Consider the following 23,930-nt stretch of genomic DNA (forward strand, 5'->3'; position numbering starts at 1 on the left):
TTATGAGTGCGCCGACGCCAGCGATCGCTCGGCTTCCGCCGCCGGGCGATCGTGCACCGCCGGCAGCGAAATGGTAAACGCGCTGCCCTTGCCGGGCTCGCTCGACACCGTCACGCGGCCGCCATGCGCCTCGGCGATGCGCTGCACGAGGTTGAGGCCCAGGCCGCTGCCGTGGATCTGCTTCGATACCGCTTCCCGGCCGCGGTAGAACGGCTCGAAGATGTGCTTGCGATCGTCGGCGTCAATGCCGAGACCGCGATCCTCCACCGTGAAGAGCACGCCTTCGGAGCGCTGGCCGGCGGTGCCAGACGGCCGCACGCTGACGCGGATCCAGCGCGCCTCGCCGCCATATTTCACCGCGTTGCTGATCAGGTTCTGCAGCGCCGACCGCAGCGCGGTGACGTCGCCCAGCACGTAGCGCAGGTCGTCGGCGACGTCGGTCTCGACGGTCACGCCGGCGGCGTCGATCTCGGTCCGGCACGCGCCGAGCGAGTCGTTCACGAGCTGCGCGGGGTGAATCGGCTCCTGCGCGGCGGCGGCGCGGCCGGCGGCGATGCCGGCCAACTGCAGCACGCGCTCCACCGTTTCCGCCAGCCGGCGCGCCTCGCCCTGGATGGTCTCCCCGTATTTACGCACGCGCGCCGGATCCCCCACCACGCCGTCGGCGAGGTTGCCCGCGGCGGCGCCGATCACCGACACCGGCGTCCGCAGCTCGTGCGACACCGCGGCGACAAACTCCATTTGCTGGCGCGCCAGTTCCTGCGCCCGGCGGGCCGACACCACGATCAACCCAATCGCCAGCGTCAGCAGCAGGAGGACACTCGAGCTGACCATGAGGTTGCGTTGCCGAACTGCCGCCACCGCGGCCTCGAGCGAGCCGGCGCGGTGCTTGGCCATCAGCACCCAACGGCCGTCAAAGGGGTTGAACTGGCCGGCACGCGTGATGACACGGGCGCCGCCCCCACCGCGCGTTTCGCGCTCCACCATCGACACCACCAGATTCTCGGTGTGGACCTTGGCCGTTTCGCCGGCGACGCCGGGAATCGGGGTCTCAGGTGGTGCTGGCGGAGCCGGGGGTGGCGGCGGGATCGCGCCGGAGCCGCCGCGCGCGAACACGAACATCTGGTCCGGCCGCGGCCCCATGAAATTCGTGGACACATCCGGCGATGCCGCGATCAACTTGGCCACGCCCGGTTCCGATTCCCACACCACGTTGTTCGGATCGTCCTTGTGGACCACGGCGACGCGGTAGTCCACTTCCTCGTCATCGCCATGGAAGTGGCGGCGGGCGAGCGACGCCAGCAGAGTGTCGCGAACCACGGCGGGGTCGAGCCTCACAACCGTGAAGCCGAGAATCGTAATCTTGGGCGGACCGCGGCGGTCGTCGGGCAGCTCGAACAGCGTGACGGGAGAGATCAGGGTGTTGTCGTCGCCGAGGGAGAGCGACACGCTGCCCTCGCGGCGGAAGCGATCGCCGCTCCCGTTCGCGCCGCCGCCCACGCGCGTGCGTTCGACCTGGAAGCCGACGAAGTGGGTGGTGAGCGACGCGCGGACGGCGGCGAGGTCGGCCGTCCATTCGGCCGGCTCGAACGCCAGCGCTTGCGCGTTCCATCGGCGCAGGCGGAGTTGCTCAACGGGGACGACGGATTGCGTGCCGAGGGCGGGGAGCTCAGTGCCGGGCAGCGTGTCCACCAGCAGCACCTCGCGGACCAGTCGCGGCTCGGTCGCGCTCGTGGTCCAGGCGGAGTAGCGCTGCGCGTAGCCGGTCCAGTTCTCATCGCGGATGGTGGCGCCATCCACCTGCAGGCTCACGAGCGCCCGTGATAGCTCGGTGTCGAACTCCGTGGCGAACTGCGAGGCCGCCGTTCGCAACGTGCGCTGCATGCGCTCGCGTTCGGCCTGGCTCAGTTGTCCGAGCCACTGGTACTGCATGTAGGCGAGCGCCGGCACGAGGAGCATCACCAGGCCCACCAGCACGGTGACCGCCGAGACCCGTCGTCCACGAAGGGACAAGCCTTTTGGGCTGCCCGTTCCGTACTTCATGGCCAAAGTCTAGCACGCAGAAAAAGCGATAAATCCAGCCAGATCAAGCATTTAACATCCTTAACAACCTCTTTGCCCAGCCTTAACGTCTGAATCTCCGGCACCACCGTAATATCAACTGGAACCAGTCGGGACCCCCGAATGCGGCCCCGCGTTGAAGGAGCAGAGAATGCGCGCATTAGTGACAACCGTGGCGGCCGTAATGCTGGCGTCCACCATTCAAATCGACCGCGTATCCATCCTTCCTCTGGCCGCGCAAGACCGTGTCGCCGAGGTGTTGGCGGCCGCGAAGAAGGCGCTGGGCGGGGAAGACAAGGTGGCGGGGCTCAAGGGCCTCACCGCCGAGGGTCCGTTCCGCCGCTCGATGGGCGGCCGCGACATGGAAGGCACTCTGACGCTGACCATCGTCCGGCCCGACAAGATGCGCCGCGTTGAAGAGATCGCCATGGGCGGCATGGTGGGCGGCCCGATGGTCGAGCGCACGTCGGTGCTGGCCGGCACCAAGGCATGGGACGACACCGCCAATCGCGGCGGCATGGGCGGCGGCATGCAGATCGTAATGCGTGGCGGCCCCGGCGACGGCCCCGGTGGCCCCGGCGGCCCGGCGCCGCTGACCGAGGAGCAGTTGAACGAAGCGCGCGTGCGCCGCATGAAGGTGCAGATGCAGCGTTGGCTCGCGGCGTTGGCCACGGAAGGCCCGCAGGCCTGGGTTGATGCCGGCATCGCCGAATCCCCAGACGGCAAGGCCGACATCCTCGAAGCCAAGGAAGACACCGGCCGCGTGCTGCGGCTGTTCATCGACCAGGGCACGCACCTGCCGTTGATGGTGCAGTACCAGGATCCCAAGCCCATGGTGATGATCGCCGGCGGTCCGGGCGGCCCCGGTCGTGGCGGTCCCGGTGGTCCTGGCGGCGGACGTCCGCAGATGTCGCCTGAAGAAATGCAGAAGCGCATGGAAGAAATGCGCCGCAACCCGCCCGCCCTTGGCACCTACGCGATGCACCTTGGTGAATACAAGAAGGTGGACGGCGTGATGCTGCCCCACAAGATCGACATCTCGCTCGACGGCCAGCCGAACGAGGAGTGGACGGTCGAGAAGTACAAGGTGAACCCGACCATCAAGGCCGACACCTGGGAGAAGAAGTAACGCGAATCTCGTGATCTCGTGATGTGGTGATTTGGAGATCTGGTGCCAGGAGGGCGGCACTTTTAGTGCCGCCGAGACCGTTATGAAACGAATTATCGGAAGCATGTTGGTTGTCGCCTCGTTCGTCCTCGCCTTCACGTCCGGGGCGTCGGCGGCCACCTCCGTCAAGGCTTCGGTGCCCGAGCAGGTGGTGCAGGGCACGGGGACGGGGTCCGTCCTCCGTGTCAGCGTGCTCGACCAGACCGAGGCAGCGCTGATCATCGCGCAGGTCACGATCGTGGACGCCAAGGGCGTGTCGCACACCGCCCAGGTGGACGAACGCGGCGTGGCCGTGTTCGAGGGCCTCGAGCCCGGCGCTTACCAGGTGACAGCGACGGCCGAAAGCTTCCGCGCCATCGCCACGCCCTTCACCGTGCGCCGGGGCGAGAACCGGACCACGCTGAGGCTGGCGGTGGCGTCGATCGAGCAGACGGTGGTGGTGCAGGACCAGAGCGCGGCGGATCGCCGCGACAACGGCTTCACGCAAACCCTGTCGCAGGAAGAGATCGACTCGCTGCCGGACGACCCGGACGAGATGGCCGACGAGCTCGCGCGCATGGCCGGACCTGGCGCGCAGATCTTCGTGGACGGCTTCCGCGGCGGCCGGCTGCCGCCGAAGGACCAGATTCAGCAGATCCGCTTCCACACCAACTCGTTCTCGGCGGAATACCACGAGGCCGGCATGGTGCGCGTGGAAGTGATCACCAAGCCCGGCATGGGCGGGTGGCGCGGCGGCACGAACTTCGGGTTCCGCGACGAATCGCTGAACGCGAAGAACGTCTTCGCCGATGAAAAAGGCGCCGAACAGATGCGCCGCTACATGGTGAATTTCTCGGGACCCCTCGCCAAGGGCCGCACCGGCCTGTCGCTGTCGTTCGACGGCAACAGCTCCTACGATTCGCGGACCATCGTGGCGCAGTCGCCGACCGGCGCCGCGCTCAACTCGCTCGCGGTGGCGCCCACCGATGCCATGAACTTCAGCGCCCGCATGGAGCACCTGCTTGGCGGCAGCAGCCAGCTCCGCGCGGAATACTCGCGCCGGCAGAACCAACGCAGCAACCTCGGCGTCGGCGATTTCGACCTGCCGGAACGCGCCTATGCCACCGACATGAACACCGACACCTTCCGCCTGCGCACGACCAACGTAATCGGCAAGAAGGTGTTCAGCGAGTTCCGAGCCGAATTCAACAGCTCGACCAACGCCACGCGGCCGGGCTCGGCGCTGCCGGCGATTCGCGTCAACGAGGCCTTCACCGCGGGCGGCGCCGGGCAGTCGGGCGAGCGCACCGCCAGGGAACTCGAGATTGCGCAGAACTTCGACTTCACCATCGGCCGCAAGCACTCGATGCGCGCCGGCGTGCTGTTTGAAGCCGGCTGGTGGGACAGCAACCAGCAGTCCAACGCCAACGGCACCTATACGTTCACGAGCCTCGACGCCTACCAGGCGGGCACCCCGGCCACCTACAGCATCCGCACCGGCAACCCGCTGGTGAACTACTCGCAGGTCAAGGCGGGCTGGTTCCTGCAAGACGACTTCCGGCCGTCGCGCACGCTGCAGGTCAGCCTCGGCTTGCGCCAGGAAATCCAGACCCAGGTCGATTCGCGATTCAACCTCGCGCCGCGCGCGGCCTTCACCTGGAACGCCACCAAGAAGACCACGGTGCGCGGCGGCTACGGCATTTTCTACGACTGGTATGAGTCGAACCTGCTCGAGCAGACCATCCGTGTGGACGGCACCCACCAGATTGACGCGGTGATCCAGAACCCCGGCTTCCCGGTGGGCGAAGGCGGCGGCACTCGGCTGCCGGCCAGCCTGATTCGCTCGGCCTCGCTGGGCCAGCCCATCATCCACCAGGCCTCGTTCGGCCTCGAGCGTCCGCTCACGGCGTGGGCCGACTTCCGCGCTGACTACATGTGGACCCGCGGCTACAACACGCTGCGCTCCATCAACGTCAACGCGCCGATCAACGGCGTGCGGCCCGACGCGACCGTCGGCAACATCTCGGAGATCCAGTCCACCGGCAAGCGCGCCTCCGACCGCGCGACCGTGGCCCTGAACATGCGCTACATGCCGCGCCGCATCCTCGGCATGGTGATGTATCAGTTCGGCAGCCAGCGCAACTACGCCGACGGCCCGTTGTCGCTGCCATCCGACAGCAACAACCCCAGCCTGGATTGGGGCCCGGCGGCGCAGGACGTGCGTCACCGCATCTTCTTCAACTTCAACTCGCCGATCCGCAACGGCGTGCGCCTCAGCCTGGGCATGCAGGGATCGTCGGCGTTGCCCTACAACGTCACGACCGGTTTCGACGCCAACGGCGACACCGTGTTCAACGACCGCGCCGCGGGCGTGGAACGCAACAGCGGCCGCGGCGCCGCGCAGTGGACGGCGAACATCCGCCTCAACAAGTCGATTGGCCTCGGCGGCGCGCGCGCCGGCGGTCCGGGTATGCCCGGTGGCATGCCCATGCCCCCTCCGCCCTCCGGCGGCGTGGCGGCGCAGCGCGGCCCCGGCGGGATGCCCGGCGGCCCCGGCGGCGGTGGCGACGGCCCGCAGATCATGGTGATGGAGGGCGGTAACCAGAAGTACCGCCTGGACCTGTTCGTGAACATCCAGAACGCGTTCAACAACGTGAACTACAACGCGTTTGTCGGCAACCAGTTGTCGTCGTTCTTCGGCACCGCCACTTCGGCCGGCCCCGCGCGCCGCGTCGAGATCGGCGCTTCGTTCGGCTTCTAGCCCGGCTCCCGGCTCCCGGCTCCCGGTTCCCGGTATCCTGTCGGAGTGAACTCCCCCTCCGTCATCGTTGTCGGCGCCGGTATTGTCGGCTGCACCGTCGCGCAGGCTCTTTCCAAGTCCGGTGCACGCGTTCAGGTGATCGAGACGCGCCGGCCCGGCCAGGGCGCCACCCGCGCCTCCGCCGGCATCCTTGCCCCTTACATCGAAGGCCACGAGTCGGCGGCGCTGCGCAGCCTCGGCCGCCGCAGCCTCGACCTCTACGACGGCTTCATCGAGCGCCTGCGCGCCGACAGCGGTCACGACGTCATCTATCAACGCAACGGCACCTTCGAGCTGGCGTTCGACGAAGCGGATGTCGATCGGCTCAGCGCCCTTTCTGCAGCGTTGTGGAAGGAAGGCGTCGAAGCGCGCTGGGTGCCGCCGCTGGCCTTCGCGGATCACGAGCCGCTGGTGTCGTCCACCGCGCTCGGCGCGCTGCTGATTGCCACCCACGGGTTCGTGGGCGTCACCTCGCTCACGCTGGCGGCCGCCGCGGCCGCGGAGAAGTCCGGCGCCCGGTTCAAGACCGAGACCGGCGCCATCCGCATTTACCCGATGCCCGCCGGCCGCGTCGGCGTTGAAGCCGGCGGATCCGCCTGGGACGCCGACCGCGTCGTGCTCGCCGCCGGCAGCTGGTCGTCGCAAATCAGCGTCGAGGGCGCGGACACCGTGCCGGTGAAGCCGATTCGCGGCCAGCTCATTCAGCTCCAGGCCGAGCCGGGTGCCATGCGCCGCGTCATCTGGGGGCCGAAGGGCTACCTCGTGCCGTGGCCCGACGGCTCCGTGCTCGTCGGATCCACCGTCGAAGACGTGGGCTTCGATGAAAGCCACACCGACGAAGGGGTGCGCGGCCTGCGCGCCGTCGCCGCCTCGCTGGTGCCGAGCCTTGCCGACGCGCCCATGACCAGCGTGCGCACGGGACTGCGTCCGCGCGGGCCCGACGACCTCCCGATCCTCGGCCTGTCCCAGGTCGTGCCGGGACTGATTTACGCGACCGCTCACTATCGAAACGGCGTGATGTTCACGCCCCTCACGGTGCAGTTGGTCCACGACCTGGTCTTCGACAAGGGCGGCGACCCGGCGCTTCGCGACCTGGACCCCGCCCGCCATGGCCGACTTTAAGGATGACCGGGCCCAGTGGGCCGGCTGGCAGCAGGCCCACCAGCAGGCGCTCGCGGATCTGCAAACCGCCGAAGCGGCGTATCATCGACTGACGGCGGAGCAAGCCTTCGGCCGGGGAGACGACGAGGCGTCGCGGGCCAGGCGGCTCGAGGCGCTGACGCGGCTCGAAACGTTGCGGGTTCGACTGGACGAGATTCGAGGGCATCAACCGCCATGGCCGTATTGACCGCTGCAGAACTCACCGACCTCCTCAAGATGCTCGACGGCTGGGCGCCGGCCGGCAACGCGATCCGCAAGGAGTTCGTGTTCCAGGATTTTCCTGAAGCCGTGCTGTTCGTGAGCGCGCTGGTGCCCGGCGCCGAAGACGCGGATCACCATCCCGACATCGAGATCCACTACAAGCGCGTGGTCCTGTCGTACTCGACGCATTCGGAAGGCGGTGTCACCGGCAAAGACATCGAGGGCGCGGCGATGGCGGAGGCGGTCGCCGCCAGCCTGCCGCACCTGGAAGAGTTCGGCGACGGGTAGGCCACCGCTTAACACCGATTAGACACCGATGAAGCTCAAGAAGCTGTATTCGTCGCGCGAAGTGGCCCAGCTGACAGGGCTCACCGCGCGTCAGCTTCAGTGGTGGGAGCAGCGGAAGCTGTTCATCGCCACCGTGCCGTCGCACAAGACCGAAGCCGGCGGTTTCACCGAACGGCGTTACACCCCAATCGAACTGCTCGAGCTGATGGTCCTGGCCGACCTGCGCCGCAAGGGCTTCACCGTCCAGAGAATCCGCAAGCTGCTGCAGGTGCTGAAGTCGCGCTTCAAGACGCGGCTCTACGAGGCCATCGAAGGCGGCGGCCCCGTCACCCTGTTCATCGACCCTTCGACCAGCTCAGGGTCGCCCCGAGCGAAGTCGAGGGGCGACGGCGGGAACATCTACGCCCGCAACGACGCCGGCGACCTGTTCAACCTCCTGGACGATGCGGCGCAGCCGCTGCTGATGTTGGGCGAAGACATCAAGCTCCGCCAGCTCATCGCCCGCGAACGACCGGCACCTCGACGCGCGAAGGGTACTGCGGCGTCCGATAAACGCGGTGCGTCGCGGCCCTGAAGTCGCCGTCTCTTGCCTCGAAGATGTTCGGCACGAACGTCTGCGGGTTGCGGTCGATGATCGGGAACCACGTGCTCTGCACCTGCACCATGATGCGGTGCCCCTTCTTGAACGTGTAGTTCTGCGTGTGCAGGCTCCACGTGTATTCCAGCACCGCGTTCGGCTCGATCGGCGCCGGCTTCTCGAAGCTGGTGCGATAGCGTCCGCGGAACACCTCGTTTGACACCATCAACTGGAAGCCGGCCAGGCTCCAGTTCGACGGGTTGTCTTCCGGATACACGTCGATCAGCTTCACCACCCAGTCGGCGTCGGTTCCGGTGGTCGAGGCAAACAGGTGCGCCACCACGTCGCCGGCAATCGTCACGTCCCGGTCGAGGACGGAAGTCTCCCAACTGAGCACGTCGGCGCGGTCGTCCACGAAGCGTTGATCTTCGACGAGCCACGTCGACCACTTGGAGCCGCCCGGGAAATAGGTCGGCTGGATCGGCCGCTGACGATACGGCACTGGGTGCGCGGGGTCGGAGACGAACTCGTCGAAGCCGGGTTCGGCTCCCGCCCGACCGCCGAGCGTGAGCGTTTCGTTCGGGCCGAACGCGAGCGCGCGCGTTTCCGTTTGCGCCTTCGGCGGCCATGCGTCCCAACGCCGCCACTCGTTGGCGCCGGCTTCGAACGTCAGCGCCTGCGGAAAGTCGCGCGTCCCCTTGTCCTTCAGGAAGTAGGCGAAGAACGGCGCCTGCACCTTCTCGCGGAAGTACTCGGAGGTGTTGCTGCCGAACGGGATGGCGCCGAGGGCGTCGCCGGCGCCGTTGGCCCACCCGCCGTGGCGCCACGGGCCCACCACGAGGTAGTTCATGCCCTGCGTGTCGTACTGTTCGAGCGCGTCGTAGATGCGGACGGGGCCATAGAAGTCTTCCTGGTCCCACCAGCCGGCCACGTTCAGCGTCGGCACCTTCACGCTCTTCAGATGCGGGATCATCGTCTGGCGCTTCCAGAACTCGTCGTAGTCCGGGTGCGCGACGTAGTCATTCCAGGTGGGAAGTTTGCCGTGCAGGTGCTTCGCGTTGACGTTGGCCAGCGGACCCAGGCTCAGGTACCAGTCGAAGGTGTCGTAGCGGTCGAACGAGAACTGCTGCACGTCCTTGCCGCTTTCCATCATCGCGGCGTACTCGAAGCCGTAGCTCAATCGGAACGCGCCGTTGTGATGGAAGTCGTCGCCCATCCACATGTCGGCGGGCGAGGCCTGCGGTGAGATGGCCTTCAGCGCCGGATGCGGCTCGATGGCGCCCATGATGGTGGTCCAGCCGTCGTACGACACGCCCAGCATGCCGACGCGGCCGTTGTTGTTGCGCACGTTCTTGATCAGCCACTCGATGCTGTCGTAGGTGTCGGTGCCTTCGTCGAGCGACGTGGTGTCACCCGGCGCCCGCGCTGGACGCTGCATGATGAAGTCGCCTTCGGACCCGAACTTGCCGCGGATGTCCTGGAACACGAAGATGTAGCCGTCTTCGGCCATCGCCTTGTAATAGGCGTTGAAGTTGCCGGCCGATCCCTCGATGCCGTATGGCGTGCGCTTGAAGATGATCGGGAGGGGCTCACCGGCTGGGCCTGCCTCGCCGGAGCCTTGGCGAAGGCGGGGTGTGAAAATCTTGGTGTGTAGGCGCTTGCCGTCGCGCGCCGGGATCATCACGTCGCTCACCTCGAAGCGATCGGCTGCCGCCGGCTGCTGTTGCAGCTGGACGGGCGCCGTGGCGATGACGAGGAGGCTGACGAGGGCGAGGAGGAAGACGGGTGGAGCGAAGCGCTTCATCTGCAGAGCCTATAACGAACCTGACGGGAGGGCACCTCCGACCTGGAGGACACCTTGGCGCTCGCGCCTCCTAGATCTTCTGCCGGAGCATCGGAAAGATCTTCTCGAGGTCGTCGGCCGGGCGCGGAATCACGTGCACGCCGACCAGCTCGCCGACCCGGCGCGCCGCGGCGGCGCCGGCGTCGGTGGCGGCTTTCACCGACCCGACATCGCCCCGGACGATGGCGGTGACGAGACCGGCGTCAACCTTCTGCCAGCCGACAAACACGACGTTGGCGGTCTTGACCATGGCGTCGGCCGCCTCGATCATCCCCACGAGGCCGCGGGTCTCGACCATTCCGAGGGCTTCGCTGCTGTCGACTTTGGTAGCCACGTCAGCATTCTACACGCGCTCGGGGCGCCCACGATCACGGCAATGTCCGGGGCGCACCCGCCGTTGGGGCGCGCGCAGAGCAATGGCTCCTGTCGTTCGCCCTCGCTCAGGCCGCTCGCCATCAGCTTCCGCCCTCGCTCCACACGGCTGTCAACTCGCTGCTCGGCCTGACTGTCGCGGTAGCCATCGCAGCGAGGTTGTCGGCCAAAAACCTGACCGTCGGGGCGCTGTTGATGCCCCTGTTCTCATAAGTCGCGGTCGCCCCTCCTCCCGCCGGGTTGCGCTCGGACTCCAGCTGACGGCGAGCGGCCATTCGCGCTGGCGGCGCGCGGGGCGGTGTGGCTCGGCGTGAGCGTTCGACTGAGCCGACGCAGGTTAGTGGCAAACAAATCGAACGGAGCCTACGCAGGCGCCTCAGGGTTCTTACCATCATCGCACCAGCGTCTAATGCGGCGAGTGAGATTTGACCGGCGAAGGAGAGCGAACGTCGAGCCACACCGCGCCGCGCGACGCGAGTGCGGCTGATGGCGAGCGGCCCTGAGCGAACGGGAGCGACCTTCGCGCCGGGGCCGCGGTGCGCTAGGCGATGCGGCCGCGGGCGGCGATGGGCAGCGGCTCGACAGTGTTGCCGTCCACGAGCCACGCCTGGTCCACGAGATTCGACACCACGCACGAATGGTTCGGAACAATACGGACCAAGTCGCCGGGTTCAAGGTCCGTTGAACCGCTGGTGACCCTCACCGTGGCGTGCTCTTCCGACAGTCTCTCGATCATGAGACTGTCGTCCGCGACCTGTATGCCGTTTCCCGACAAAAAGTGCTCTCCCGACCCACCTTCGCGCGAGGCGCTGCGGTGGGCAGGCGCGTGCCCTCCCGGCCAGCGAAGTACCGTCCCGTAGCCGGGGGCGAGCTGAAATCCGCGAGCTCCGTCATTAGTCAATGTCTTGCTGCCCGAGTCGAGAATGATGCGATCGGCGGCCGGCTTGCTGACGACCCGCGCCAGCACGGTGAGGGCGCAGTCGTCGAGTGTCGCGGCGCCGAGCGCGACCTGCGTGCGATCGAAGTAGACGTAGTTGCCGGGCCGGTATTCCGTGAAGCCGTCCTGCTGCAGCGAGAAGCGCGCCGGTGGCGTGGCGCCGGCGCTCACCTCGTCAATGACGATGCCGGCCGTGCGGCACCGGGCGACGAGATCGCGCAGTGTGACCGCCTCGCCCTCCGCCATCTGCCGCAGCTCGTCCTCCGAATGCGCGTGATAGGCGTGGCCGGCGTGCGACAGCAGGCCCCGTAAGCGAAGGCCGGGCAGCGCCGCCACGTCGCGGATCATGCCCACCGCGCCCGCGGTCGTGGGATCGATGCCGCAGCGATGGAAGCCGACGTCCACTTTTACCAGCACATCCACCTGCGTGCCGGCCCGGGTCATGGCCTCGGACCACTGTCGCGCGACGACGGGATGATCGACGATGAACGAGAGGTGCGTGCGGTCGAGCAGCGCGATCACCCGATTGGCGTTAACGGGATTCAGCGGATAGGGGATGCGGATGTCGGCGATGCCCGCGCCGGCGAACACCTCGGCCTCGCCGAGCTTGGCGCAGCAAATGCCGATGGCGCCGCGTTCAATTTGCCACCGGGCGACGAGGGGGCTCTTGTGGGTCTTGCTGTGCGGCCGCAACCGGATGCCGCGGGCGTCGGCGGCGGCCTGCATGCGGTCGATGTTGCGCCGCGCGCGGGCGCGGTCGATCAGGACGGCCGGGGTGGCGAGCCCGTCAAGAGTCACGTTAACGGGCCCGCCCCGGACGCGCGGTCACTGCTGCGACTTCTTCTTCGCGGCTTCGCGCTCCTGCGCGCGGGCGCCGCTCATCACGCCCTCGAGGCCGTAGTTGGCTTCGTGGCACGCGTACTCGTAGACCTGCTCGCCCGGCGCCATCGCCCGGAATTCCAGCTCTCCGGTGAACGGCGCCGTGAACGTCGTCGGGTCCTCGACCGTGAACCGGTACTTCAAGGTGTTGACGTCCTTGCGGGTGAGACGCTCGGTGACCTTCAGGTTTTCCCACGAGCCGCGGAAGCCGTGATTGGGGTGGAAGTTGGTGGTCTCGATCACGAGCGTGTCGCCTTCCCAGCGTCCGATCGAGTCGCCGAACCATTGACGGAAGGTCGATGGCGGATGCTGGCCGCCCATCCGCACCACGCGCGTGTCGTGCACCATCTCGGTGAGGATCATGACGTTGTCCCTGGTCTGCACGATGCTGTAGCTGTTGTTGTAGAAGTAGTTGGGCAGCATCGGCGGTCCGAGGTTGTTGCCGAACGAGGTGATGCAGCGCTCGGCCAGCGGCCGCAGTTCGGGATGGTCGTACTCGCTGCCCTGGCTCTTGCGGATGGCGGCGGCCGCGGCCATCCGCTCCCTGGCTTCGGGCGTGTAACCGGGCACGCGGCCATTCGGGGGATCGATCATGATCGAGGCGCGCGGCTGGCCGTCGACGCGCAGCACGCGATCGCCCGGATCGACCCAGAACGAGTTGTAGCCGCCCACCACGCCCGCGCCGGCCTGCCACACGCGCTCGAGGTAGGTCGGCTCGGCATTGGGGCTCTTGCGCTGCTCACCGCCAACGGGAGGCGCCTTGCGATCGGGATCGCTGTCTGTCTCGCGGGCGTCGATGGCGTTCTGGGTCTTGGTTTCCTCGTCCAACGCCTGCTCTTCGGTCATCACCAGCGGCTGGTTCGGCCGCAGGCGCTCGAGCGGGGTGATGGTGGCGTTGGTCCAGTTGCCCTGCAGGCTGGGGCGTCCATCGCTCAAGCGAGGGATGCCGGCGGCCCGCGGCGCGGGCTTCGGTGCGGCGGGCTTCTGGGCCGCCGGCTTCTGGCCGGCGGCCGGTCCGGCCGCGGGAGCCTGCGCGCCGACGGCCACGAGCCCGAGCAGCGCGGCGGTGAACGTGAGGCCGACGATTCTCATTTGATTGGCTCCTTCCGCAAATGGCCGTACATCAACTCGGTCACGAACTCGACGCACTTGAACTGCCCGAGCCGCGCGCCCCGCTCCACCCGCCGGTACAACGGCATGCTCATCGTCCAGGGCTTCGAGAAGGTGCCCGGATCGGTGATGGTGGCTTCGTAGCGGATGTGATCGGCGTCGGTCATCGTGTAGCGTTCGGTGACCTTCATCTGTTCGGTGTGGTGGTTGCCGGCGCGATCGAACCACGACTGGTCGTTGAACCCGGAAACCTCGATCACGAACGTGTCGCCCTCCCAGCGGCCGAACGACTGTCCCATCCAGCTATCGATGGCGGCCGGGCCGGGGTCCTTCAGGTAGACGTTGCGGACCGCGCCCGCGTACTCGTAGGAGATGAAGAACGACCCCTCGCCCTGGAAGATCTGGAAGGGGAACGGCATGTAGGTGGCGCGTGGCACGCCCGGGAGGTAGCACTTCACCTCCGGATCGCGCGTGAGCCAGTTGTCCTGGTTTTCCTGCTTCTTCTTCAGCGCCTCGGGCAGGTAGGGCAACTCGTTGCCGTCAACCACGCCGAGCCCGGCCGGCACCGAGCCCACCGCGCCGAACGCCAGCACTTCCTTGGCCGGCACCGGCACGACCGGACCCGGCCGCATCGCCAGCGCGGGCCTGGCGGAGTGCGCCTGGATGTCCCAGTTGGCGGTATTGATGGTTTGCCAGATGCCGTTCAGGTCCGGCTTTCCGTTCAGCCGCGGCACGCCCGGCGTGCGAGATTGACCGGTCACCGACGGCATCGACGCCACCGTCACGGCCGCCGCGACGACACCGGCCACTACCGACGCTTTCATCACCGACACCCAGCGCATACCAAGCACCCCCTGAAGGGCGGATTATATGCGCTGGGTCGGGATGTTGTTACATGTCGAGAATTCCCCGGAACGCCGACGCCTTCACCTGATACCCGGGGAACACCTTCGCGGCGGTGGGCGCGCCGGCGCCCAGGTGCTTCATTACCACCTCGCTGAACACATCCCTGAAGTCGGTGGTGACCGCGAGGTCACGCCCCTCGAAACGTTGATCGGCCTTCAGGCCCGGCCACGTGCCGTAGACCTCGCGGCCCTTCACGCCTCCGCCGATCACGAACATCGCGTTGCCGTGACCGTGATCCGTGCCGCGGCTGCCGTTCTCGGCCACCGCGCGCCCGAACTCCGACATCGTCAGGATCACGGTGTCGGCCATGCGCTCGCCGAGGTCTTGCGCGAGCGCGGCGATGCCGCGCGAGAAGTCATCGAGGCGATTGGCCATTTGCCCGGACCCCGCGCCCTGGTTGACGTGGTGGTCCCACTGCGTGCTTTCCGCAAACGCAATCTCGAGGCCGACGTCGGACTTGGCGAGCCGCGCGATCTCCTGGAGCGCCTGTCCGAACGGCGATCGCGGATACACCGCGCCGTTGGCCGGCTGGTACCGCCCCGAGGTGCTCTTCGCCAGCGTGCGCATGGCGTCGAACGCCTCGCCGGCGGTGCCATGCAGCGACTTGTCTTGCGCGGCCTGGTAGATCTCTTCGAACGACGTCCGCGCGCTGATGTCGGCCACGGCGAAGTCCGCGGTGTTGCCCATGGCCAGCGCGGGAGCCACGCCCTGAAGCGTGCGTGGCATCTGCTGAGTCAACGCCACTGCCCGCAAGGGGTTCCGCTCATCGTCCTTGGCCTGTAAATACCGGTTCAACCATCCATCCGACGTGCTCTTCACGCCCGGCGTCGCCGACTCCATGTAGTCCTGGGCGTCGAAGTGCGACCGCGTGGTGTCGTGCGAGCCGCTGGCGTGCACAATGGCAAGGTCGCCGCGGTCCCACAGCGGCTTGAACGACGACATCCGCGGGTGCAGGCCGAAGAAGCCGTTGAGGTCGATCGCGCCGTCGGCGGCGCCCGGCCTGGCGATGGCAATCGACGGACGGGCGCGGTAGTAGTCGGCTTCGCCGTACGGCACCACCATGTTGAGGCCATCGACGGCGCCGCGCTGGAACACGGTGATCAGCAGCTTCTTGCGCGTGCCGGTCGCCGCCGCCGTCCGCGCCAGGAACGACGGGGCGAACCCCATCGTCACCATGGCCATTGCGCCGCTCTTGAGAAACACGCGTCGGGATGTCATAAGGGCCTCGTTCTCATTGGCGTTGAAACGCGGGCGAGCCGATGGTGGTTTCGAGATCGGCCGACGGGTTTGCCACGTGGACGCCACGCAGCTGGTTCTTGGAGAGCGCCACCGCGAAGTTCATGCGGCTGACGAGCCCGCCCGCCGACACCCACGTGCTCGCGGTGTCGTTGTAGCCGGTCGGCGGCTGGCAGAAGTAGAGCGGCATGCCCATCTCGCGGAGCTCGCGCGCCAGCGGCACCGCCGAGCGGACCTCCGCGCCGGTGGCGCGCAGCGCGCTGGTGACGAAGTCGAGCGGCGTCTTCACCTTGGCGCGATAAGCGTCGGGGGAGAAGAATTCCGGCGAGGTGACGATGGTGCGGACCACTTCGCGAAGGTCGCCCCTGGTCGCGGTGAAGCGCGCCGCCGCGCGATCCACGAGCGCCGTGGGCGGGTTGTCGCTGACGAAGCGCGCCGCCAGCCTGGTGGCGATGTGGCGCGCGGTTGACGGATGCGCCGCCAGGACATCGAGCACTTGCTCGATGTCGTTCTGGCCGCCACCTGCCTTGATCGTGTGGCCCAGGACGGTCTTCTCCTCGTCGTCGTGAAGCCTCTGCACAAACAGCGTGCCCGACCCTTCGCGGGGCCGAATGGTCCAACCGGTGAGCGCCCGCGCCACGTTGACGATGTCGGCCTGCGTGTAGCCGCCGTCCACGCCAAGGGTGTGCAGTTCCATCAGCTCACGAGCGAAGTTCTCGTTGATGCCCCGCTTGGGGCGCGCCCCTTCAGGGCTCGCAGGGCTCGGGCCTCCGGCCCTCGTAGGGCTCGCTCCCGCTCGTGGGGCTCGGCGCTCCGCGCCTCGTGGGGACGGCGAGTCCGCGCTGACGTTTTCCCAGTTGTCGAGATAGAACAGCATTGCCGGACTTTTCGCGGTGGCTTCGAGCATGTCGCGGAAGTTGCCCAGCACATTCGGCCGGATGGCTTCGCGCTCGTACTCGTTCAGGTAGTTGCGCGTGGCGCCCTTGCCGGCAAACACGTTGAAGTGGTTGAACCAGAAGTCCACCAGCACTTCCTCGAGTTGCCGTTCGCTGTAGACCGCGCGCAGCAGCTTCGCTTCCTCGATGTCGGCGATCACCTGCCGATCCTTCCGCTGCACATCGCTCGGAGGGCCGCCACGGGTGTCCGCCTCCGCTCGCACGAGTCCGAGCGAGCTACGGCGAGACCTCGCCGAAGCGGCCTCCGGCCGCGAAGGCGGGCGCATCACCGGATCCGGCGGCTCGGTGTTCGTGTTCTCGAGCTTGCGTTGGCGGCGTTCGACCATGGCCGGGCCCGAGTAGTCGTGCTGGATGGTCGCGGAATCAAGCGACAGCGTCTCCAGCCGCGCCAGCCTCGCTGTCAGCGTCGCGTTGTCGATCCGCGCCGGGCTGAGCTGCTGGTCAATCCAGTTCTGCAGGCCCATCGCCTTCACGCGCGCGACGTCGCCCGGACGCGGCCCGAACGTCAGCCGGTTGAGGGCGTGGACGATGGCGTCATCGGTGGCGGGAATTGCGGTGGGCGCCCCCGCCTGCGGGCGGCCGGCGATCACGGCGAGAAGCGACAAGGCGGCAAATGAGCGGGTCCACATGGGTTAACCTCTTACTGCCAGTTCGACCCGGTCCCCGCGTCGATCGTTTAATCCATGCCATTGAAGATCATCCCCGCCGTCGGCGACGTCCTCGAGCGCGTGCTCGACGACACCTTTCCCCTGTGGAGCGACGGGTTGTCGCGCGCGCACTATGCGAAGTCGTGGGCGGCCCAGCTCAAGACCCCGTGGGGCGCCGCCCACCTCGACCGCGTCGCGCTGGTCGATGGCCCGCATGTGGTCTCGAGCGCCAAGCGCTACGACCTGTCGCTTCGCCTCGACGGGCGCATTCGCCGGGTGATGGGCATTGGCGCGGTGTTTACCGCGCCGGCCTATCGCGGCCGCGGCAGCGCCCGCGAGCTGCTCGCGCGCATGCTCGAGACCGCGGTGACGGAAGGGCAGGAGTTCGCGATGCTCTTCTCGGAAATTCCGCCGGCGTTCTACGAACGACTGGATTTCGTGCCGGTCCCGCTCGCCGAGTGGGTGATCGAAGTGGACCAGAAGCGCGGCGGCGCGCCGGCCATGCTGGTGCGCAGCGGCGACGAGCGCGACCTGCCCAACATTGTCGAGATGTCTGCCGCCAGGGCCACCGGCGCCAGGCTCGCTCTCGATCGCAGCGAAGATTTCGTGCGCTTCGGGATCACGAAGAAGCGCCTGCTCTCTGGCCTCGCCCCGGCGGGCCTGCGGACCACCGAGTTCCTGGTGGTGGAAGAAGGGCACCAGGCGGTGGCTTACCTCGTGGCCACCGAGCAGGACGGCCGCTGGATGATTGAGGAGGCCGGCGACCGCGATCCGTCCGGCGCGCGCCTGGGCGCGATGCTGCAGGTGATGCTCGCGCGATACCCCAGCGAGCGCCTGCCGGAAATCCGCGGCTGGTGGCCGCAGTCGCTGGTGCCGCCGCAGCTCAAGGTGGCCGCGTCAACGCCGACGCAGGAAGTGCTGATGATCCGCCCGCTGCGCGACCGCACGCTGCCGCTCCCGCCGCTCGCCGCGGCGGAAGTCGTCTACTGGCACGGGGATTACTTCTGACGGCAGCCGGGCCCGCCTACGCTCGCTACGCTTGAGGCGAGCTACGGCCGCGAAGGCGGAAGCCGGAACCGTGTTGTCCGTACGCCACCCGTACGCTCGCATGGCAGCGAGGTTACTGGCATGCCTGGTTCAACGGCCACACGTGACGACCGGATTGAGCTCCGCGCTTCTCGTGAAGAGAAGCGCGTGCTGGCTGCCGCTGCCGCGTACGAACGGCTCGATCTGACCACGTTCGTGCTGCGTGCGGCGCTGCCTGCGGCCGAGGAGGTTGTGGCCCGCCATGAGCGAATCACGCTCTCGGCGCGCGACAGCGCCCGCGTCTTGGAACTGCTCGAGAATCCGCCGAAGCCGACCGCCGCTCTGCGCGCCGCAGCCAGGAGACGACGGAACAAGCCGTGACTTCACGCGTGGCCTGGGTCGAACGGGCGTTGGCCCTCCACTACGACCGTGCGGGTTTCGACTGCGGGACTCCCGCGCTGAACGATTACCTGCAGCGCTACGCACGCCAGAATCACAAAAGTGGCGGCGCGAAGACTCTTGTCGCGGTGGCCGCGGCCCCATCCGACACTATTCTCGGCTACTACACCATCAGCCCGGGGGCGATTGCCTTCGCGAAGGCACCGGCCAGTGTCACGAAGCGACCGGGCCGCTACGAGGTGCCAGTCTTTCGCTTGGGACGCCTGGCCGTGGCGATCACGATGCAGGGGAAGGGACTCGGAGGTGACATTCTCCTTGCGGCTGGCGCCCGCGCGTTAGCCGTTGCTGGAGAAGTCGGCGGCGTGGCCCTGGCAATCGATGCCAAGGATGATCGCGCAGCGGCATGGTATGAACGATTTGGCGCGCTCCGCTTGCTCGACGATCGGCTGAAGTTGGTTCTGCCGCTCGATGTGATTGCCGCAGCTTTGCACGCAGAGTGACGTCGGGCGGCCGGTTCAACTCCCGCCGCCTCCACCACTTTTCCTTAGGAAAACGAGCAAATCAGCTCGTTTTTCCCGCCGCCTCCCGTATTCCTCCACGGAATTCGCCGCCCGTCTCCAAGAGCCGAATGGCCGCATCGAGCGCGGCCGGACTCAGGTGCATGTAGCGCTGCGTAGTGGCCAAGTCCGAATGTCCCGCGAGTTCCTGGATAGCCCTCGCCGGCGCCCCACGCATCGCCAGATGCGAACAGAACGTGTGACGCAGGATATGGACACCTGGCTTCGCGTTCGCCTTCTTGGCCGCTCGGCGCATCATCAGCTGAACCACTTTCTGTGTCAGCGGCTGACCTTTCGTTTCGCAGAGCACCCGAGGACCGCGTAAATGACGCGCTTCCTTCAATGCTTCTGTTAGCCGTTTGGTCAGGGGCACATACCTGAGCCGCCCACCTTTGGGCACCGTGACGTGCCCCTTCCAGTCCGATCGCGCGACACAGAGTTGCCGTTTGTTCAGGTCAACGTCTGTCCACTCCAGCGCCATGATCTCGCCACATCGCAAGCCCGCCTCGGCGCCCAGTAGCACTACGAGGTAATCCTGCAAACTGGTGCGAGTCGCCTCGATGAGTCGTTCGTACTCCTCGAAGTCATGGAAGCTCGCCTGGTTCTTCGGTGTCGGCAGCAACTTGATCACGCACGGAACGCGTTCGATCGAGCCCCACTCGACGGCCGTCTTCAGCATCACGCTCAAGGTCGTCAAGATGTTGTTGACGGTCTTTGGTGAGCGATCCGCAAGAGCGGACTTCAATCGCTGCACGTCTTCGGTCGAGATTGTGTCCAATCGTTTGTCGCCGAGCTGCGGAACCAGATGGGATTTGAAGATCGACTTCTTTCCTGCAATCCCGCTTGGTTTCAGGCGATTGGCTTTCGCGTAACCGTCCACGAATCGTGGCGCGAATTCCTTGAGTGTTGGTGTCTCGAGCACCTCCTCTTTCGTGGACCGCTTTGGTTTGCCGTTGACCAGCAACACCCGTTCGCGCGCTTCGGCCCAGCGTTGGGCTGCGGCCTTGCCCGTTCCTGAGGCTTTCTTCCGCTCGCGAATGATGGTGCCGTCCGGGAGTTCGACGCGTATGTCGACTTCCCATCCGCCGTTCACGTAGGGTCTGACTGTGACGCTCATCGCATTTCACTCCTTTGCGATGGCGCCGACTTCTGATGGAGCCAGTCTAACAAATCAACCGTGCGGAACAGCACGCGCCGACCGATGCGGACGATGCCCGGTAGCTGCCGGCGCTCGATCATTGCGTAGATAGCGCGGTTGGAGGTGCGTAGCAGTTGAGCCACGTCATCGACCTTCATTAGTACCGGCAGCGCTTCAGGTCCCCCCGCAACCGGTGCGCTGCTGTGGAGACTCGCGAAGTTCCGCGCGACTCCGGAATGTCTGGGCCTCTGCTCGCTCATGGCCACTCCCGTCTTTCCCGCGTCCTATCGCGGGATGGAATTGACTGAGTTTGGGTTTGCGCCCAGCGGATCGAGAGTGCGCCCGAGGCGCTGGTTGAGTGGCGCTGAGGTGGGCCGTGTGCCGACACCGGAACGATCGAGGCTGCGCCTCAAGCGGTGGTTGCGTCTGAGCAACCCGGAGAGCTGCGGCTGTGCGGCGCGTCCTGTGTGGACAGCGCCCTAAGCCTCGCACGAGGACGTTGGGCAATCCTCTGTCCTATAGAACGCACGCAAGCGTCAATTCCTGACGGCCGATCGTAGCGGGAGGGTTTGCGGCGCATACCGGGCCATCACGCAATTGCCCTCTTGTGAGCTGCGCGCAGGCGCCGTCAAGGCCCAAAGGCCGCGCTTTGTGACGCGCGCGCGGGCGGAGCGAAGCGACGAGCCTTGACGGTGCCGAGCACAGCTCGAAAATCGATCCCGTGATGGCCGCGTAACTCCGGGAGTAAATGGACCCAGTTGGTCGGGCCGCCGCGGTCTGCATTCGTCCGCGTTCAGGTCCGGACAGAACGCGACGCGCGGTCGGCAACCGTGGCGGCAACATCGCTCCGCACGCAACGGTTCAACACGAAGACACCGACGCGGGGCGTGAGCGACCCTGTGGACAGGCGCAGGGCAATGAACGCCGCGCCAGGTGGGGGTCGCTCACGCCCTCCTCTATCAGGGTGTTAAGCCGTTGCTCACCGACGGCGGCAAAGAACGCCGCCGCCACGCAAACGCAGCGACGCCACAAAAGCCAACTGGGAATAGGGGTAAGCAACAACGAATCGACGTGTGACAAGGGACGGGGGGCCCAGTTAGATTCGCGTGAATTGTCGAATCGGAGGGGATGACGGCGTCTCGGAGGCTCATCCCCTATGTGTTCCCCCGGCGCGACTGTCAGGCCGTGCCGATCATCCGCGACAGATTCATGTAGGAATGCGGGAGTTCCAGGCATTCAATGCGAGCTTCGCCACGCTCGAGTGCGTCTCGAAATGCCATCGACTGCGCCAGCCAGAGCACTGAGTCTCCAGCATCGAGCCAACGTCGATAGAGCGCTTGAAATCGGGGTTCGCGGAATGCTTTTGAGGTGGCCGCCAAGCGCGCGGGATCAGCGGCCGGGCCGTTTGAAGCCGCAGATCGGCGCTGCCGGAATAGCCAACGAAGTTCCTCGACCTCAGAGGCTCGGAGCGGCCTTGCGAGTTGTCAAACGACAGGGGAAATTGACCCCCTTACGCCACTAAAACTGACCCCCTCCTAATCAGTGTTTTCTGCGGTCAGCGCGAGCCGGCTCGCCGGCGAGCGCCCCCTCGCGGTGTGGCACCGCGGGGATCAGTCCAGCCTTGCGCTTCTGTTTCAATCGATAGCTGTCGCCTTGGATCATTAACGTGTGACTGTGGTGCAGTAGACGGTCGAGGATAGCCGCGGCGAGGACTTCGTCGCCGAAGACGGTGCCCCACTGCGTGACCAACTGATTGGTCGTGATCAGCAGACTGCCACGCTCGTACCGACGGGCGACGAGCTGGAAGAACAGATGCGCGCTCCGCCGCTCGAACGGTAGGTAGCCGAGCTCGTCGATGACGAGGAGCTTGGGTTTGCTGTAGAACAACAACCGATCCGCGAGCTGGCCTTCGGTCTCCGCTTTGGCTAGGGCGGCCAGCAGCGCGGTGGCACTGGTGAAGAGCACGGAGTGCCCGGTCTCGACGGCGGCGCGGCCGAGGGCGATCGCGAGATGTGTTTTGCCCACACCGGGCGGGCCGAAGATCAACACATTCTCGGCGCTGCTGATGAAGCGACCGGTCGCCAACTCACGGACCAGGCGCTGATCGATCGACGGCTGAAACTTGAACTCGAACTCCTCGAGCGTCTTCACCGTCGGGAAGTGCGCGATCTGCACGCCCATGGCGACCCGTTTGCGCTGTTTGGCCTCGACCTCCTGTCGCAACACCTGGTCGAGGAAGTCGAGATAGGTCGGCTCGCGTTTGGCGGCCTCATTGAGGACCGCGTCCAGCCGCTCGGCCACAAAGCCCAGGCGGAGGCGCTGCAGGTGCTCGACCACGCGGGCGTGGATGATGGCGCTCATCGGACCACCGCTTCGTACTCGGCGAGCGAGCGACCGAAGGCGGACAACGTCGCGTCCGAGGGCTCGCGGGCCGTGGTCGCCCGCCAGAGCCCGGCCAGATGCGCCGGCTCGACGATGCACGCGAACGGCTCTCGACTACGGGGGTGCGTGGCGACGAGATCAGTGCCGTGGAAGATCCGGACGGTCTGCTCGTCAATCGCGACGTCGACGTGATCGCGCACGAGCTGATACGGCACGCTGTAGCGCACCGTCTCGACATCGACGAAGGCATCGCTGGCCACGCGTCGGCGCAGGCGCTGCGCCCGGCGCGGCAGCGGACGTGCCGGCAACGGACGAAGGGCGGCGTGCTCCTCGCGGACGAAACGCTCGCACGGCCGCTCGTGCGTCGTGCCGTGCACGCGCTGATCGGCGTCGACCATCCACTGAGCCAGATGCTGCTCGAGTGCGGCAAACGACGCGAAGGTGCGGCCCGCCAGCGCGTTCCGCTTCACGAATTTCACCCCGGACTCGACTTTGCCTTTGGTCCGCGCGCGATACGGTGCGCAGGCGCGCGGCTGCACGTCCCAGTCACGACAGAACGCCAGGTAGCCTGGATGGAATGTCACCGTGCCGGTCGCCCGATCGCGCCCGCGCACGAGGGCTCGGGCATTGTCGCCGAGCACGGTCATCACGACGCCGCCGAAATGCAGGAAGGCCGCCGCGATCCCCTCACGCCAATCGTCCTGGCGCTCGTGGAGAAACGCTTTCACGAACGTGCGTCGCGAATAGCTGAGGACCGCGACCAGCAGAAAGACCGTGATGGCGGTGCCCGCGATGGTCACCCGCTTCTCGCCGAAATCAATCTGCATCTGCGCGCCTGGGGCCGTCTCGACGCGCACCGTCGCCACATCGGCGGCCCGCTGCGCCTGGCGTACGCGTGCGACGGCGCGCTGCACTGTCCGCACGCTCACGGCACAGCCCCGCTCGGCTAGTAACTGCTGGACCACGACCGCATTGCCCTCGGCCTCGCGCTGAAAGAGCGACTGCGCGGTGGCCTGCTCCTCCACGGACAATCGGCGCGCCGACGGGCGGACCTGTACGCCGGCCACGGCACCCCGCTGATACCGACGGACCGTATTGCGCGCGATCGCCAACTCCGCCGCGATCGCCTTCGCGCCCCACCCCCGATTCGTTAACTCCCGAATCGCGGTCACCATCTCGCCTTCGACCACCGGTACCTCCGCACTCGGAGATACCAGAACTCCTTGCTCCTGCTCCATTCGAACCCTCCTCCTGAAGGGGGTCAGCATTAGTGTCGCAAGGGGGTCAATATCACTGTCGCTCTACAC

21 protein-coding genes are annotated in these 23,930 nt (G+C 66.8%); 9 read left to right on the forward strand and 12 right to left on the reverse strand.

The window, feature by feature from the left end:
• Positions 1-2,043 carry a HAMP domain-containing sensor histidine kinase gene (locus WC815_10790; protein MFA5909254.1) on the reverse strand — a complete coding sequence of 681 codons (2,043 nt, stop codon included), beginning with the start codon at positions 2,041-2,043 and terminating at the stop codon, positions 1-3.
• Positions 2,044-2,224: 181 nt separating this feature from the next.
• On the opposite strand from WC815_10790, the gene WC815_10795 reads away from it, so the two are divergent.
• From WC815_10795 to WC815_10820, 6 genes are all read left to right on the forward strand, one after another.
• Complete coding sequence (locus WC815_10795; GenBank protein ID MFA5909255.1) at positions 2,225-3,190, forward strand: hypothetical protein; 966 nt, start codon at positions 2,225-2,227, stop codon at positions 3,188-3,190.
• 103 nt (positions 3,191-3,293) lie between these two features.
• The gene (locus WC815_10800; protein MFA5909256.1) at positions 3,294-5,969 is read left to right on the forward strand and encodes a carboxypeptidase regulatory-like domain-containing protein; all 2,676 of its coding nucleotides are present in this window, start codon (positions 3,294-3,296) and stop codon (positions 5,967-5,969) included.
• 45 nt (positions 5,970-6,014) lie between these two features.
• Entirely contained in the window at positions 6,015-7,130 is a 1,116-nt protein-coding gene (gene thiO, locus WC815_10805) for a glycine oxidase ThiO (GenBank protein ID MFA5909257.1), read from the forward strand.
• Positions 7,117-7,356 carry a hypothetical protein gene (locus tag WC815_10810; protein MFA5909258.1) on the forward strand — a complete coding sequence of 80 codons (240 nt, stop codon included), beginning with the start codon at positions 7,117-7,119 and terminating at the stop codon, positions 7,354-7,356. The genes thiO and WC815_10810 overlap by 14 nt, the downstream gene beginning before the upstream one ends.
• Complete coding sequence (locus WC815_10815; GenBank protein MFA5909259.1) at positions 7,344-7,658, forward strand: 4a-hydroxytetrahydrobiopterin dehydratase; 315 nt, start codon at positions 7,344-7,346, stop codon at positions 7,656-7,658. The genes WC815_10810 and WC815_10815 overlap by 13 nt, the downstream gene beginning before the upstream one ends.
• Positions 7,659-7,686: 28 nt before the next feature.
• The gene (locus WC815_10820; protein ID MFA5909260.1) at positions 7,687-8,232 is read left to right on the forward strand and encodes a MerR family transcriptional regulator; all 546 of its coding nucleotides are present in this window, start codon (positions 7,687-7,689) and stop codon (positions 8,230-8,232) included.
• Here WC815_10820 and WC815_10825 read toward each other — a convergent pair.
• From WC815_10825 to WC815_10855, 7 genes are all read right to left on the reverse strand, one after another.
• Positions 8,153-10,039: a CocE/NonD family hydrolase gene (locus WC815_10825; GenBank protein ID MFA5909261.1), complete on the reverse strand. Its 1,887-nt coding sequence runs from the start codon at positions 10,037-10,039 to the stop codon at positions 8,153-8,155. The two genes, WC815_10820 and WC815_10825, sit on opposite strands and share 80 nt — an antisense overlap.
• A 70-nt stretch (positions 10,040-10,109) precedes the next feature.
• Positions 10,110-10,376, reverse strand: coding sequence for a BMC domain-containing protein (locus WC815_10830; protein ID MFA5909262.1), 267 nt, complete (start codon positions 10,374-10,376; stop codon positions 10,110-10,112).
• Positions 10,377-10,991: 615 nt separating this feature from the next.
• Positions 10,992-12,185 (reverse strand): alanine racemase, encoded by a 1,194-nt coding sequence (locus WC815_10835; GenBank protein ID MFA5909263.1) that lies wholly within the window; start codon positions 12,183-12,185, stop codon positions 10,992-10,994.
• Between the two features lie 27 nt (positions 12,186-12,212).
• Positions 12,213-13,358: a hypothetical protein gene (locus WC815_10840; GenBank protein MFA5909264.1), complete on the reverse strand. Its 1,146-nt coding sequence runs from the start codon at positions 13,356-13,358 to the stop codon at positions 12,213-12,215.
• Positions 13,355-14,200 carry a hypothetical protein gene (locus WC815_10845; GenBank protein ID MFA5909265.1) on the reverse strand — a complete coding sequence of 282 codons (846 nt, stop codon included), beginning with the start codon at positions 14,198-14,200 and terminating at the stop codon, positions 13,355-13,357. Before WC815_10845 ends, WC815_10840 begins: the two co-directional genes overlap by 4 nt.
• A 67-nt stretch (positions 14,201-14,267) precedes the next feature.
• Entirely contained in the window at positions 14,268-15,500 is a 1,233-nt protein-coding gene (locus WC815_10850) for a DUF1501 domain-containing protein (protein ID MFA5909266.1), read from the reverse strand.
• A gap of 13 nt (positions 15,501-15,513) precedes the next feature.
• Positions 15,514-17,103 (reverse strand): DUF1800 domain-containing protein, encoded by a 1,590-nt coding sequence (locus tag WC815_10855; protein MFA5909267.1) that lies wholly within the window; start codon positions 17,101-17,103, stop codon positions 15,514-15,516.
• A gap of 54 nt (positions 17,104-17,157) precedes the next feature.
• Here WC815_10855 and WC815_10860 point away from each other — a divergent pair, with 54 nt between their 5' ends.
• The 3 genes from WC815_10860 (at position 17,158) to WC815_10870 (ending at position 19,046) form a co-directional block, all read left to right on the forward strand.
• Positions 17,158-18,129, forward strand: a complete 972-nt coding sequence (locus tag WC815_10860; GenBank protein MFA5909268.1) for a GNAT family N-acetyltransferase — start codon at positions 17,158-17,160, stop codon at positions 18,127-18,129.
• Positions 18,130-18,249: 120 nt separating this feature from the next.
• Positions 18,250-18,528, forward strand: coding sequence for a DUF1778 domain-containing protein (locus tag WC815_10865; GenBank protein ID MFA5909269.1), 279 nt, complete (start codon positions 18,250-18,252; stop codon positions 18,526-18,528).
• Between the two features lie 8 nt (positions 18,529-18,536).
• Positions 18,537-19,046, forward strand: coding sequence for a GNAT family N-acetyltransferase (locus tag WC815_10870; protein MFA5909270.1), 510 nt, complete (start codon positions 18,537-18,539; stop codon positions 19,044-19,046).
• Between the two features lie 61 nt (positions 19,047-19,107).
• On the opposite strand, the gene WC815_10875 is transcribed toward WC815_10870, so the two are convergent.
• The 4 genes from WC815_10875 to istA all read right to left on the reverse strand — a co-directional run bounded on the left by WC815_10875 (position 19,108) and on the right by istA (position 23,813).
• Positions 19,108-20,220: a tyrosine-type recombinase/integrase gene (locus WC815_10875; protein MFA5909271.1), complete on the reverse strand. Its 1,113-nt coding sequence runs from the start codon at positions 20,218-20,220 to the stop codon at positions 19,108-19,110.
• A complete protein-coding gene (locus WC815_10880; GenBank protein MFA5909272.1) occupies positions 20,217-20,399 on the reverse strand; it encodes a helix-turn-helix domain-containing protein in 183 nt (60 codons plus the stop codon). Before WC815_10880 ends, WC815_10875 begins: the two co-directional genes overlap by 4 nt.
• 1,381 nt (positions 20,400-21,780) lie before the next feature.
• Entirely contained in the window at positions 21,781-22,602 is an 822-nt protein-coding gene (istB, locus tag WC815_10885) for an IS21-like element helper ATPase IstB (GenBank protein ID MFA5909273.1), read from the reverse strand.
• Complete coding sequence (gene istA, locus WC815_10890) at positions 22,599-23,813, reverse strand: IS21 family transposase (GenBank protein MFA5909274.1); 1,215 nt, start codon at positions 23,811-23,813, stop codon at positions 22,599-22,601. The genes istB and istA overlap by 4 nt, the downstream gene beginning before the upstream one ends.
• Between the last annotated feature and the right edge of the window lie 117 nt (positions 23,814-23,930).

This window comes from Vicinamibacterales bacterium, from assembly GCA_041659285.1.
Lineage (GTDB): Bacteria > Acidobacteriota > Vicinamibacteria > Vicinamibacterales > UBA2999 > 12-FULL-67-14b.